The sequence below is a fragment of the Dolichospermum sp. DET69 genome (assembly GCA_017355425.1).
GTDB lineage: Bacteria > Cyanobacteriota > Cyanobacteriia > Cyanobacteriales > Nostocaceae > Dolichospermum.
This window is the reverse complement of the sequence record CP070233.1, coordinates 211,369-225,276: the sequence shown is the minus strand read 5'-3', so window position 1 is coordinate 225,276 and position 13,908 is coordinate 211,369. Positions and strand designations below refer to the sequence as shown.

Annotated in this window: 15 protein-coding genes; 4 read left to right on the top strand and 11 right to left on the bottom strand. The window is 37.1% G+C overall.

Annotation, left to right across the window (positions count from 1 at the left end; genetic code table 11):
- Positions 1 to 44: 44 nt before the first annotated feature.
- Positions 45 to 803, bottom strand: coding sequence for a hypothetical protein (locus EZY12_01250; GenBank protein QSX68370.1), 759 nt, complete (start codon positions 801 to 803; stop codon positions 45 to 47).
- A 273-nt stretch (positions 804 to 1,076) separates the two neighbouring features.
- Here EZY12_01250 and EZY12_01245 point away from each other — a divergent pair, with 273 nt between their 5' ends.
- Together EZY12_01245 and EZY12_01240 are read left to right on the top strand one after the other, a co-directional pair.
- Positions 1,077 to 1,301 carry a DUF433 domain-containing protein gene (locus EZY12_01245; GenBank protein QSX68369.1) on the top strand — a complete coding sequence of 75 codons (225 nt, stop codon included), beginning with the start codon at positions 1,077 to 1,079 and terminating at the stop codon, positions 1,299 to 1,301.
- On the top strand, positions 1,298 to 1,639 hold the full coding sequence (locus EZY12_01240; protein ID QSX68368.1) for a DUF5615 family PIN-like protein: 342 nt from the start codon (positions 1,298 to 1,300) through the stop codon (positions 1,637 to 1,639). Before EZY12_01245 ends, EZY12_01240 begins: the two co-directional genes overlap by 4 nt.
- A gap of 154 nt (positions 1,640 to 1,793) precedes the next feature.
- Here EZY12_01240 and EZY12_01235 read toward each other — a convergent pair whose 3' ends face one another.
- Both EZY12_01235 and EZY12_01230 read right to left on the bottom strand, forming a co-directional pair.
- On the bottom strand, positions 1,794 to 1,994 hold the full coding sequence (locus EZY12_01235) for a hypothetical protein (protein ID QSX68367.1): 201 nt from the start codon (positions 1,992 to 1,994) through the stop codon (positions 1,794 to 1,796).
- Positions 1,995 to 2,107: 113 nt separating this feature from the next.
- Complete coding sequence (locus EZY12_01230; protein QSX68366.1) at positions 2,108 to 2,740, bottom strand: hypothetical protein; 633 nt, start codon at positions 2,738 to 2,740, stop codon at positions 2,108 to 2,110.
- Positions 2,741 to 3,223: 483 nt separating this feature from the next.
- Between EZY12_01230 and EZY12_01225 the strand changes: the two genes are divergently transcribed.
- Together EZY12_01225 and EZY12_01220 are read left to right on the top strand one after the other, a co-directional pair.
- Positions 3,224 to 4,000 (top strand): Uma2 family endonuclease, encoded by a 777-nt coding sequence (locus EZY12_01225; GenBank protein QSX68365.1) that lies wholly within the window; start codon positions 3,224 to 3,226, stop codon positions 3,998 to 4,000.
- A 286-nt stretch (positions 4,001 to 4,286) separates the two neighbouring features.
- Complete coding sequence (locus EZY12_01220; GenBank protein ID QSX68364.1) at positions 4,287 to 4,862, top strand: Uma2 family endonuclease; 576 nt, start codon at positions 4,287 to 4,289, stop codon at positions 4,860 to 4,862.
- A 107-nt stretch (positions 4,863 to 4,969) separates the two neighbouring features.
- Here the strand turns inward: EZY12_01220 and EZY12_01215 are convergent, their stop codons facing one another.
- From EZY12_01215 to EZY12_01180, 8 genes are all read right to left on the bottom strand, one after another.
- Positions 4,970 to 5,485 carry a peptidylprolyl isomerase gene (locus EZY12_01215; protein QSX70468.1) on the bottom strand — a complete coding sequence of 172 codons (516 nt, stop codon included), beginning with the start codon at positions 5,483 to 5,485 and terminating at the stop codon, positions 4,970 to 4,972.
- 318 nt (positions 5,486 to 5,803) lie between these two features.
- A complete protein-coding gene (locus tag EZY12_01210; GenBank protein QSX68363.1) occupies positions 5,804 to 6,382 on the bottom strand; it encodes a hypothetical protein in 579 nt (192 codons plus the stop codon).
- 61 nt (positions 6,383 to 6,443) lie between these two features.
- The gene (locus tag EZY12_01205; protein ID QSX68362.1) at positions 6,444 to 7,022 is read right to left on the bottom strand and encodes a Uma2 family endonuclease; all 579 of its coding nucleotides are present in this window, start codon (positions 7,020 to 7,022) and stop codon (positions 6,444 to 6,446) included.
- Between the two features lie 152 nt (positions 7,023 to 7,174).
- Entirely contained in the window at positions 7,175 to 9,568 is a 2,394-nt protein-coding gene (locus EZY12_01200) for an esterase-like activity of phytase family protein (GenBank protein ID QSX68361.1), read from the bottom strand.
- Positions 9,569 to 10,175: 607 nt separating this feature from the next.
- On the bottom strand, positions 10,176 to 10,328 hold the full coding sequence (locus EZY12_01195; GenBank protein QSX68360.1) for a type II toxin-antitoxin system HicB family antitoxin: 153 nt from the start codon (positions 10,326 to 10,328) through the stop codon (positions 10,176 to 10,178).
- 40 nt (positions 10,329 to 10,368) lie between these two features.
- Positions 10,369 to 11,670, bottom strand: a complete 1,302-nt coding sequence (locus EZY12_01190) for a site-specific integrase (protein QSX68359.1) — start codon at positions 11,668 to 11,670, stop codon at positions 10,369 to 10,371.
- A 183-nt stretch (positions 11,671 to 11,853) separates the two neighbouring features.
- A complete protein-coding gene (locus EZY12_01185) occupies positions 11,854 to 12,471 on the bottom strand; it encodes a Uma2 family endonuclease (protein ID QSX68358.1) in 618 nt (205 codons plus the stop codon).
- Between the two features lie 209 nt (positions 12,472 to 12,680).
- Positions 12,681 to 13,382: a Uma2 family endonuclease gene (locus EZY12_01180; protein QSX68357.1), complete on the bottom strand. Its 702-nt coding sequence runs from the start codon at positions 13,380 to 13,382 to the stop codon at positions 12,681 to 12,683.
- Positions 13,383 to 13,908 lie beyond the last annotated feature (526 nt).

Genomic DNA, 13,908 nt, shown 5'->3' with positions numbered 1-13,908 from the left:
CTTGATCTTATCATTGGATATTTGGGAAAGTGCGATCGCTATCATTAATGTTTAAGGTTTGTATTAAGTAGGTAAACAGGAAAATTTAAAGGTATGTAACGGTATGTAAAGTTGTCAGCTGTAGGAAAAAGATTATCAGTATATTCAATGCTACTTTCACTTAATGATTGAGTCTCATCTAATATCTCAATTTCTTTTTCAAATATTTGAATAGCCTTATTACCTACTTGTTTAGTTGAATAGGCTGACCATAAACCCATAGCAGTAGGACCAACTCCAGGCAACCATTTGCTAACGCTTGATTTCGCTGCGCTGTTGACTACGGTTGCTGTTAATTGATGAACTATACGTTTAAACATGGACGGGGTTAATTTTCTAGCGATAATTTCACTAGCTTTGATAACAATAACTCTATTTGCTGCTGTACCCAATGAAGAAATTAAGACACTTGCTAATAGTTCTTTGTTTAAATATTGCTGCTTGTCATAAGCTACACCCACATCATAAATCATCGCAATTTGGTTTCGCATTACTGTGATAATTTCTGGAGCAACTGCTAATATTCCCAATGGACCTGCTGGTACTAAATTAGCTGCTGCTGATATCCCTCCATTACATTTTGCATAGCCATTCACAATTGAATTAGCTGACTCTGTGGAAGGTCTTTGATGTTGATAAGGATTTTTAGCAAAATAATTACTTCTATCTTGTGCAACCATATCAAAAGAAGCGATGATTTTGTCGCCAATTTGGTTTTGTAGTTCTTGAATAACTTTATTACTTGTATTTTGCTGGTTGATCATGGATATATAAACTCCAATTTGATTTGATTCAGTATAATTTTAGAGTATAATTTCACTCAGCGTCAAGATTTAATACTAGCAAATTTATAAACCTGTAGGTATGGTCTACCACTTCCTCTAACATACCTTTAAGATATAAACTTGGGTTAAGCAACAGCAAAACCCAATATAATTTGAAAAAATAATCCATTACATCCTGTAAATCCTAAAATCCTGGACATCCTGATTCTGACAAATGCTACAATTAATAAACCATCAAAAGGAGTAAACAAAATGGCAACTAGAATCAATATTAATCCAGATATTTGTAATGGAAGACCTATTATTGCTAACACTCGAATTACAGTACAAACAATTATGGAATTTTTAGGTGCAGGTGATTCTATCGAGGAAATATTAGAAGAATACCCATCTTTAGAAAGGGAAGATATTTATGCTTGCATCCAATTCGCAGCAAAATTGATGGGGAATCATTACGAAGTGAGAAAAATTGCATGAATGGATTTTTATTTGATGAAAATCTCCCTATTAAAATCCAATTTATTCCATCTTTGCCCATCATTCATGTTTCCATTTTAGGGAATAGTCCGAGTGATACCCAAATTTGGGAATATGCAAAGGAAAAAGAATTGGTAATTGTTACCAAAGATGCTGATTTTTCGGATCGGTTAATGGTTGATTTATCCCCACCTAAAATAGTACATCTGCGTTTTGGGAATATGCGAAAACGTGAATTTCATTCATTTCTAGCTAGAGTTTGGCCGGAGATTGAAATGTTAGTTATTAATCACAAACTAATTAATGTTTATTCCGATCAAATCGAAGCATTCAAATAGTTTTAGTTTGTAGGTTGGGTTACGCAACAACACAACCCAACATAATTTGAAAAAATAATCAATCACATCCTGTAAATCCTTAAATCCTGGACATCCTGATAGCGCGGCGTGGCGTTAGCCATTTCTGACAATTAATGCTACAATAAACCAATAATTACTTGGTAATAATCTTCTCAACTAATACGGCATCACTCGCTGTCAAACCAACAATTTCCACCTGCTCAATAAATTGTTGAAACAGTTGAATATCGCTTTCCGTTAGCCCAGAAAACACTAAGAATTCAATCTGGCTAATAATCGAAATTCCAATCCAATTAGCATTTTGAAGTAACTGCGATCGCATAACAATAATCATAAATGTTGATTAGATTTCCTCATTTCTAAAGGCACTGCTCCCAGCAGATCGCTCATCAATAGAGTTATTTCATATCCCCGACTTCTTAGAGAAGTCAGGGGTCTATTTCATATTTATTTTGGACTATAGGGCAGAGAAGAATGGTGTACAATAATACGCAATTTTCCATCACTACCTCTAATAAACTGCCAGGTTTTATCTACTGTTGTGACTTTACCTGTTTTATCAGTTATGGAAACATTACCCATAGTGGTAGCAGTATTACCAACAATAAAAATACCAGCGTTGCGAATTTCCACCTTTCGCCATCCTTTGAGAGCAAAACCAGTATCTTTAGGGAAGGAAGAATCACCACCCACAAAATAAGACAAAGCTCCTTTGTGTGTCGTGCGGAAGGTCTGGTCTCCAGTTGTCAAGGTTGGCTTGAACAACACCAATCCCGATTGATAAGCATATGCTTTATTTATTATATTGTCAGCCAATGTTCTAGCAGCGGCTATCCCCTTTTCATCATAGGTGGTACTGATAGAAACCAGTGCTTCACCCCAGGCTTTTTGAGCAGCCAGCACTTCAGCCTCAGTAATGGATATATTAACTACTGATGTCTTAGAATTTGATGAGGTCGGCTTAGTGGTGGTACTATTAACTTGACCATGAGCCATTGATGGCGCAGTAACCAACAAGGCTATAGTAGCAGCGGTTACAGAAAGATTGACTTGTAATTGTTTAAAGGGGTTGGTATGCATACTAACAAGAAATATCAAAGGGAAGTTAAAAAACGTCTCAACAACATCTAACAACCTTGTGCCAAATCAGTCCAATATTTACTATAAATAGTTACCATAAGTAATCATCTATGCTACCATTTAATGACCTAGAATTAGCCATTTCAATGTGTGTTAATTTTCTGCTTAACGGGTGACAAGGCGGTTGATGAGATATGGGGCTTGTTCTTAGGGAACACCAAAAAATAAATTACCCAATTTTGTGGGATGGGCATCCTGCCCGTCCTTGATGGTTAGCGGGCTTTTCGTCCCGCACCACAAAAAATTTTTGGGTATTTTTTTAATTTGAAGTCCCTTAAGGTAAGTTCCTTTTGGTCGAGCAATTTTTAGATCGTGTGGATGACGGCAAAAAGCTATGGCAAATGTTTAAGAGATTTGCGATAATTCAGTGAAAGTAATTGACAATTAATGCTACAATAAATCAATAATTACTTGGTATCATACATGATGATTACTCAAGCACTGGAATTACAAACTAACACATCAGAAGATATATCAGAAGATATCATTTTCCCCCCCAGTGACCTATATAGTGATGAACCTCCTGTGGAAACAGAACTACATTTACGACAAATTATTCTCCTCTTTAAATGTTTAGAATGGCTATGGAAGGAAAGAACTGATTTTTATGCTGTCGGAAACCTAAGTATTTACTATAGTCCTCATCAAAAAAAATCAGAAGATGTTAGAGGTCCAGATTTTTTCGTAGTTTTAGGAACAGAACGGAAAACTAGAAAAAGTTGGGTAGTGTGGGAAGAAAATGGCAAATATCCTCATGTCATTATCGAAATTCTTTCACCAACTACAGCTAAAACTGATAGAGAAACTAAAAAACTACTTTATCAAGATACTTTCCGTACACCTGATTATTTTTGGTTTGATCCTTATACATTAGAATTTGCAGGATTTAATTTAATCAGTGGCAAATATCAACCCTTACAACCTAATGAAAAAGGACATTTATGGAGTGAAGAATTGGGGTTATATTTAGGGATTCATGAGGGTTTATTAAGATATTTTACGTCATCAGGAGTTTTAGTTCCTACACCGGAAGAAAGCGCAGAGATGGAAACGACAAGAGCAGAGATGGAAGCAACAAGAGCAGAGATGGAAGCAACAAGAGCAGCAATGGAAGCAGAAAAGGCGAAAATATCAGATGAAAAATCCCAAAGGTTAGCCGCAAAATTGAGAGAGTTAAATATTGATCCAGATACGATTTAAGGAAATCTAAAATCAAATTGTGTTTGTTTTAATTACCCCAACTTTAGAGGATGTTTGAAAAGTTTTGGGCGAATATAAAGATGCCTCCGGCACGCTTCGCGTAGCTTGCTTCCCGAAGGGTACGCTACTACACAAGCAAAGTCCAGATGGTGCGTGGACTAACGAAAAATTAAGGTTATTTAACCCACGAAGGTGGGTTTTGTCTGTGTAGCTGTGACTTCTAGTCGCCAGGTGGGTATAAATTAGACTTTTCAAACACCCTCTTATATATTAGCAGGATTATTTTATGCCAATCATGACCCTTAAAGATGTAGAACAAGTTCAAACCGCTTTCAGTGAAGCTGGTTTAGATTATGATGTTGAATTAACAAACGGGAAAATTTCTATAGTGGGTCCATCAGATATTGTATCTAGTGAAATTAGTAGTCGTTTAATTGCTTTCCTCTTTGCTTGGGTAAATCCTCGTCGTTTAGGAAGAGTATTTGATTCTGCTGGGGGTTTTATTTTACCTGATAGCAACCTCACCGCACCAGATGTTTCTTTTGTGCGGGCTGCACGTCTGCGTCAAAGTCCCCGGTATTTTGGCGAACTTGTACCAGATTTAGTAGTAGAAATTAAATCTCAAAGTGATAGAATTAAACCTTTAGTTACTAAAATTCTCAACTTTATCAAATTAGGTGCGATTATTGGAATTTTAATTGATCCTGATGAAGAAACTGTAACTGTTTATCGTCATCAAAGTAAACCAACTATTTTAAATAATGGCGATATTTTAACTTTACCAGAACTTTTTCCAGGTTGGGAATTAGCTGTTTCTGAATTATGGCCTCCTATCTTTACTGAAGAAGAAACTCAAGGTTAGTTTGTTTCATCCGAATTAGTTGTTCTGTGGAGTTCTTTCATGAAAAACATGGGATTGTGCCTGAAGATAACGGTGTGCGGAGAAACCTCCGCACTAAATCCTTGATTTTATTCGTGGATAGTCACTTTGATCATTTTAACTGGAGTTTTGGGGCGATCGCCTGATCCTGTGGGAGTAGTTTCAATGGCTTTTAATACATCCATCCCTTCAGTAACTCGACCGAAAACAGGATGCTTAGATTGACCAGGTGTAAACCAATCCAGATAGTGATTGTGGACAGTGTTGATGAAAAACTGGCAACTGCCACTATTAGGGGACCCCGTATTAGCCATAGATAGAGTGCCTGGTTCGTTAGAAAGTTTCCCATCTTCAGGATGCTCATCTTGAATGCAACCATCAGGACTATTACCTGTACCCGCACGAGGAGAGCTAGGATCTTTACTGTGAGGACAACCAAACTGCACCATGAAGTTTTTAATTACACGGTGGAAATGCAGACCATCATAAAATCCACTTTTAGCCAATTTGATGAAATTTCCCGCCGTTATAGGCATAACATCGGTGAATAGCTCAAGAGTAATCGTACCAAGGGAAGTTTCTAGAGTTGCGGTGGGATTTGCCATGAATATTGAATTACTAATCTTTGTAATGGGTTGCTTTGTCGCTTCTAGTTTAGCCAAAATCTAGGAAATAATGTTCACCAACATCCACAATTAACCCAAATTCGCACCACCTACTGTCAAACCAACAACCTCCACTCGTAATGCAAAAACTCAAGCTGAGGTTATTTTATCGGCATTTTAAGTAGCTTGGCACAATTAAATATAAAACCTCTCTCCAAACCTCTCCCCTACCAGGGGAGAGGCTTTGACTCCCCCTTCCCTGGTAGGGAAGGGGGTTGGGGGGTTAGGTTTATATTATATTTTTTAACGCCCACTTACTTAATCAGGAAAAGCTAAACCAGTTCTCGGATCTCTGATATATAATCCTAGTGTCAAACTCCGCATAACTTCATCCCAAATCGGTATTAATTGCTCTGCTTGATCTGCCCAATAATCAAAGGTAATCAAACACTGAATATTTGAACCCAAACCAACACAAGTCCGCGAAAAAGCTTCTCTGGGTTCAGTTTGAGTGTCAATAAATTTAATTTGACACCACATAATCCGGGCTGTTTGTCGCTTAACAGTAATCACTTCTCCCCTTTCAATCACATCACGGCTATCATCTTCCATGATTTTCTTCAAAGTGTGTTTGAGGGGAAACAGTGTCCAGTCGTTGGGAGGTAAATGATTGTACGATACCTCCAAACAACAATCATCATCAGGTGGTTTTTTATCCATGAACTTGAAAGATTTTTCTTGTGGTTCAAATACCCAATTTTGGGGAACATTAAAGCGAACCGCACCTCTCCCAGCTACAAAAATCTTATAATCATCAGGTCCTTCCCAGTGATGATCCGGTTTTAATTCTAGGGTTTCTTTAATCCATTGAAGATTGCTTTTTTTGCGCTTGGCCATAATTCTAATAAGGTATTAAATTTTAGTTGACATTAATCAAATTTATTTGGGAAATGTGATTTTATGTTTCTGTTTCCAATCCCACACCATCATAAAGCATTTCTATGGGAAATTCAAATTCAATGCTTGATAGGGTGACAATATCTCCGCTACTATAGGGATAATAAAGCCACATTCTTCCTTCTCCTCGACAATAACGTTCAACAGAGATGTTTTCAGAATCAATCAAGATGTATTCTTGTAAACTAGGCATTGTTAAATAATATCTGAATTTTTCTCCTCTATCTTTACCGCTTGTACCGGGAGAAAGAACTTCAACAATTAATTTAGGATTTTGAATAACTTTACGGGCATTGAGGTCATCAGGGTGGCAACTAACGATAAGATCGGGATAGAAATATACACTGTTAGGACTAATTTGCAGTTTTACATCTAATACATTGACTCGACAACCTCTAGGACGGACATGAGGATGTAAAGCAGTGTAAAGATTGAGAGTAATATCATTGTGGGGAATTGTACCACCAGTCATGGCAAAAACTTCGCCGTTGATGTATTCATAGCGAATATCTTGGTCAAGTTCCCATGGGAGATATTCCTCAATGGTCATTTTTGTCGGTTGTTGGGGAATGGCTATCATATCAGGATGTTTTCAACTTTGTTGTTGATTATAGCAACCTACAAAAATATCCAATCAAAAAAAAGCGAGGAAGTGTTACTTCCCCGCATTAGTAGAATCAATAAACTAAGTTATTGCTTGTGAAAAATCTGGGTGTAAGTAATAACTCCAGATTAAACGGTAACAATGAAGTCGTTAGCAAGCAAAGTAGGAGCATCAATGATACTTACAGCTGCAAACTCACCACCGGTACCAAAGCCAGCAGCAGCACCATTTTGGTTATAGAAGAGGCTACCGAAGACTGCGTTATAAACAATACTAGCGCTGCTAGTTGCTGCGTCAGCATCATCTGTAACAACGGCAAAGTCTGAAGCAGCACTAAATCCGGCACCAGCAACACTGGTTAGAGCCGCAAATACTGTCTTGCTCAAAACTATCTTGTCACCCGCGCTAAAGTCAGCGATGTTGTCTAAACCAAAAGTTGTTGCACTAAAAGCTGTGGCGCCATTGAATACGAACTGGTCATTACCAGCGCCACCAACTAAGTTGTCAGTACCCAGACCACCAACCAGGGTGTCATTACCAGCACCACCAGCTAAGGAGTCATTACCAGCACCACCGTCTAAGAGGTTGTTAAAAGTATTACCGATGAGACGGTCATTACCCAAACCACCAATGGCGTTTTCAATGGCATCTACCGCAGTTAATGTGATTTTTGTAGTACCCACAACGGTTTGAGCAGTGATGACACCCAAATTCACACGAGCGCCTAATGTAGCCGCAGCACCAGTAAAGCTAATGGTATCTTTACCAGAGGCATCCCTAATGATGTCGTTACCTAGTCCAGTGAGAGTGAAGAGATAAGTATCATCACCTGCACCACCATCAAGATTGTCATTACCTAAACCACCAATGAGGGTGTCGTTACCAGCACCACCAATGAGGGTGTCATTACCAGCAGCACCATCAAGCAGGTTATTACCACCGTTACCACTAATAATGTTATTAGTGGTGTTGCCTGTACCATTAACATTGGCAGTTCCAGTTAGGGTCAGGTTTGTTTTTGTTGCCGCTAATGTAGCAGTAGTAGCAGAGCTAACGGTATCAGTGATAGTGACTGTGCCGGTCACGAAGGGGATAGTTGCACCAACGGGGTTAGTTAATGTGACGGTGAATTTTTCATTCGCTTCAGCAGTTGTATCAGATGTAGTCTGAAAGGTGATAGTCTTGCTGGTCTGCCCTGGAGCAAAGGTGAGTGTGCCGCTGAGTGTGTTACCAGGAGCAGCGCTGTAGTCAGTACCAGCAGTAGCAGTACCAGCAGTGGTAGCGTAGTTAACTGTTACAGCAGTAGAACTAGCTTCATTCAGAGTCACTGTCACCAAAGCATTTGATCCCTCTACCACAGTTACATCACTGATGCTCAATCTTCTGGGTATGTTAAGAGGAGTGTCTAGTTTCAACAGAGCGACTTCATTTCCATCTACTTCACCAGGGGTTCTGCTGCCGGCAATGAAAGGAAAATCGTTGTCGTTTGTTACCAGAATGGTATTTTTGTCAACGATGGTGAAAGCTTCAACGTTTTGGAATGGCAATTTAAAGCTGGTTGAACCATCACCATTCAAGTCATTGGGGTCTTGAATGTTTAACAAGTCAGCGACTTCTTGCTTGATAAGATAGCCATTGGAGTCTACCTGGGTCAAGTTAATTTTATAAATCTTTTTGAATTCAGCAGCAGCCCCAGTTAAGCGGTCTTTTTCAATGACTAAGTATTCATTATCATTGATAGCTGTCAAGTCATTGATTGACTGGTTGTTAGAAGTCTTCTCCAGTTTATAGTTGTATTGTGTGCCGAAGGTTTTGCTGGCTAAGTTAAATTCGTAGACACGGAGAATATCGTTGGTAGCGCTGTCACCAGTAACGGGACCTTCCAAAGCGGTGATGAGCTTGGTCTTGCTGGTATTGATTGCTGTACTTTCCAACCCTTTAGTACCCAAGTTAGGTGGGTTTCCGCCGGGGTTATCGGGAGAGAAGACGTTAGGTACAGCAATGGGAGCTTCTAGCAACTTACCAGTAGCATCAAAGTGCAATAGGAAAGGACCGAACTCGTCTCCCACCCAGATTTCGCCGTTTTTATCAAAGACGAATGACTCGATATCAAAGTCAGCCCCTGTTAGGTTTCTCTCTCCTGTATTGTTAACCAGAGTGAAGTTAGTAATCTTCTGGTCTGGGTCGCGGAATTGAATATAGTTTAAGAACGCGACACTACCATCTGCACCAGGTTCCGCTCCTTTTAAGCTTGGGTCAACTTGGTAAAGACGTAACAAAAAGTCCGCGCTGTTATTTTTTTTACCATAACCGTTATCTGGTTGAAACCAGTAAGTGTTATTGTTACCAACTTGCATGGCACTGAAACCACCAAGAGGCTGACCAAGAGTAGTGAAAGGTACGGTGACACCATTGGTGTTACCAGTAATCTGACCACCGGATTTAAATGTGTCCCAAAAGACGCTACTGGAGAAGGTTGCACCAGGAAAGCCAGCGAAACCGGTTAGTGTTGTTGTAGGCATATTATATTGAGGATTTTTCTGTTGATTTCGTTTTTACGTGCCAGATTAAGTAACAAAGAAATAACCTGAACATTGAAGATTTTGGCACTGGAAGGTTAACAATAAAATAAGTAAAGTACAATAAATTGTTAAATTTAAATTTTTAAGCGGTTTTAAATCAGGGTAAGTGCCATGACAGAATCGCACTTGTCCAATTACTTAAAGATCAATAAGGTTTAGTTAATCCTCCAAGTCAGGTAAATTAGGGATTAGTCCCAAGTACAGAAACGGAGTGTGATAGATTTCAACGATTTGTTATTAATGTTTTATTAATGTTTTATTAATGTGTTAAAAAATACAAAAAAATGAATTACTGAAAGCGATTGAGACAGCAACAGTCAGTTTATTTTATCTTTTGGTATTTACAAGAGTGCGATCGCAAAGCTAACTTGGGATTTGAGGGTGCGATCGCATAGATACCATAATTAGTAAAAACTGCTTAAGTATTTGGTTTAGGGTGACTAATGCCATATTGTTATACTTCCCTCGTTCCTAAAACTGTTATAGATTGCTGATTCACTAAGTCTCAATATCAATTTTATATCCATAATCAGTGAATCTTTAGAAATTAAATAGAAATTAGTTTAGAAGGTAAAGAAATTTGTTTTTTACCACTACAATAAACAGTTTCTATCCATAACTCTCGCGCTTCATTAATATTTTCTATTGCTTCTTCTAAATTGTCTCCCTGACTCATACAACCTGGTAAGTCAGGAATCATTACTGTACCTCACAAAAATGATATTCTTGATTAACTAAACCTAACTCCGTTTATAAACCATTTCCATCCTCAACTTCTCCACCTCAATCTTCAATCTTTCATTCTCCATTTTCAACCCAGTATTTTCATCCTTAATCAACTCCACCTCATTCCGTTTACTCAAAGCCTGATTAATTGCCAACTTCCGCATATCCAAAGAAAACCAACGTTGATAAGTTTTCGTATGAATTTGGACACTATGACCCAAATTATCCGCCGCAGCTTTAAGAGGAACTCCCAAAATATGCGCTCGAATTGCCCAACCATGCCGTAAATCATAGGGTTTAAAATCCAAACCAATTTTTCTAAACCACCAACTTACCCTTTGAATTAAAGCCGTGATTTCCGCATGATTATTCTGGTCTTTTTTACTAATTGCGATCGCCAACATTTCTAAATATTTAGGATTTCTTAAATCAAATTCATCAATCCATTCCTTATATAAAGGTAAAGCTTCCCTTTCACCAGTTTTACAGTCTTTATCAACCTTCCAAGTTAAATCTAGATTTTCATCACTTAACCACCAATCAATATGAGGATTAACAAAAAGTTCACGGGGACGTAAACCGAAAACTGCCAACATTCCATAAGTCCAACGCCAAAGTTGCCAACTATCTTTGACATCTTGATTAACTTGCTTACCTCGATTATTTAGATATTTATCAAACTTATAAAAGCCTGTAACTATTTCCTTATCTGTAGGCACATTTCGAGAATTACTTTCAGGTACTTTAGAATAATTAGTTAAATTAATCTCAATTTTAAAAAGTTGGCAAAATACGGAAATAGCCCTAACAGCATTATATTTAGCCCATTCCTTATCTATTTTATCAATCGCATTAATCAAAACTTCCCCAATTGCCAAATCATCAGCATTTGTATAACGTTTGATTCGGGTAAAATAGTAAAAAAAAGTATGTTTACTTTTAGTGGTGCGTTTATGAGTTTTAAAATATTCGTCCTCAAATTTTTCTAATAACTCACCAATAGTTATTAAATCTTTTTTAATTACCTCATTTCCTAAATATTTCTCATTCCAAACAAAACTTTTTCTAGCAATTAACTTTCCTAATTCATAAGCTTCCTCCTCAGCCGTTTTTAATCCCTGTAAATTTGCAGGAATACTTAAACTGAGATTGTATTGTTTTTTACCTATCTGTCCTATATCTGCATCTCCGGGTTTAATCGGTAAGGTTGCTCGCAATTGCAGACATCCATTTGATTCTCTAATTGTTACCCGCGTCTTTGCAGATTTCAAACGCAGATTTACTTGCTGTATTTCCTGTACTAAGTTTGTTTGCATCGTGGGTTTCTGTGGCGATCGCTATTCGCTAAAAATAAACAAGAAAAAGTAAAATTCAAAACCACTTTTCTTGATTTTGAATCTTGAATTGTTTATTAGAATATACTTAAACCCAAAATAAATATGTTAATTGCGAACAACAAGATCCCCGACTTCTGCAAGAAGTCGGGGATCTAAAGAATATCACAAATTATAAATTTGACTAGCATTAATTACATCTTCGACTGTAATATTTAATTCAGGAAAAGTAGGAGAAATAATTTTATCTGTACCTGTAAATGCTTTTATTTGATATTTCCCATCAACCAATTCATAAACAAACACCGTTGGTAATTTGGGATTTCCTAAATAACTCCGAGAAGCTATAGCTAAATAATCTACTATCCAATATTCTTTAATTCCCAAATTTTTATATTCTTCTAATTTATCAATATAGTCATCTTCCCAATTCGTTGATGTTACTTCCACTGCTAATTGAATTGGTTCAATTAAAGCACCATAAGTTGTTACATTAGAATTCCATAAAGATGCAATAACTACGCTAACATCAGGATTTCTTCCTCTTTGGTCTCCTCTATTGGTAACTGTTCTAATCACTATATCTTTATCTACAATATAATCAAGTTGTAAACGCCGAATTTCATCATTAAAGCCAAACACTAAATATCTGGCTACATTTTTATGCGCTCTAATTGCTTCCACTTGAATAATTTCTCCATTTACTAATTCATAAATACCATCGTCAGGACGTTGTTGAAGGAATTGTCCAAAGTCCATTTTTGTCAAGGTCGTGATGGTCATAATGTCCTCACTAAGCTTTGCTAAAATATTATTATAGCACTTGTCAGAATCAGGATATCCAGGATTTAAGGATTTACAGGATTTTATTAATTATGTTGATGTTGAGTTGATGGAATTTGTCTGAATCAGGATGGACAGGATTTAAGGATTTATAGGATGTTAATGTTGGGTTTTAGTGTCGTTCAACCCAACCTACCAGTTATTTTTGATTAAATGGTATCTGGATCAATATTTAACTCCCTCAATTTCGCTGCTAAACGTTTGGATTTTTCAGATTCCATAACTGCTCTTTTTGCTTCCATTTCTGCACTTTCTTCAGGTGTAGGAACTAAAATTCCATCGGATGTAAAATATCTTAACAAACCTTGATGAATCCCCAAATATAAACCCAATTCTTCACTCCATAAATGTCCTTTTTCATTAGGTTCTACGGGTTGATATTTACCATGTATTAAATAAAAACCTACAAATTCTAAAGTATAAGGATCAAACCAAAAATATTCAGGACTGCGAAAAGTATCTTGATAAAGTTCTTTTTTAGTTTCTCTGTCAGTTTTCGCTGTAGTCGGTGAAAGTATTTCTATAATTAGGTTAGGATATTTGCCATTTTCGTCCCACACTACCCAACTTTTTCTAATTTTGCGTTCCGTCCCTAAAACTACGAAAAAATCTGGACCTCTCACATCTTCTGATTTTTTTTGATGAGGACTATAATAAATACTCAGATTTCCTACAGCATAAAAATCAGTTCTCTCTTTCCATAACCATTTGAGAGATTTTATTAAGAGCATTATTTGTTCAAGATGCAGTTCTGTTTCCACGGGAGGTTCATCACTATATAGGTCACTGGGTGGGAAAATAATATCTTCTGAGATTTTATGTTGTGATTCTAGGGCTTGAGTAATCATCATGATATGATACCAAGTAGTTATTTGCTTATTTTAGCACTTGTCAGAAAAAGAATATCCAGTATTTGAGGATTTACTCCGATTTTACTATCACTAATGTCAAGAATTAATAACATGATCAGAGTTATAAAAAATCACTGCACTTAACGTATGCTAAAATTCTTTCATTATTCAAAATATTTAGTAGTAACATCTACTTTTTTACTAGGCTCTTAAGTATAAACTACACATCTTCTCATAACATTTATTTGTATCAAAATTTTTAAACTTTAAAAATCTTTAAAGTTGCGACGAAAAATAAGAAATATCCTGTTAATCTTAAAATCCTGGACATCCTGACTCAGACAAAATTAAAACCTATTAAACCATCACCATAAATACTCCGGTCCTTACCACGGTTACGACGGATTCGCAATCTTCGCTCGTGACATGGATTTGGCGCTCAACAGCCCAACCTGGGGATTAATCGGCGCTCCTTGGAACAAGTCTGCAAAGAAAGCAATAAGAGCTACAGCAGCAGTCTAGAAAA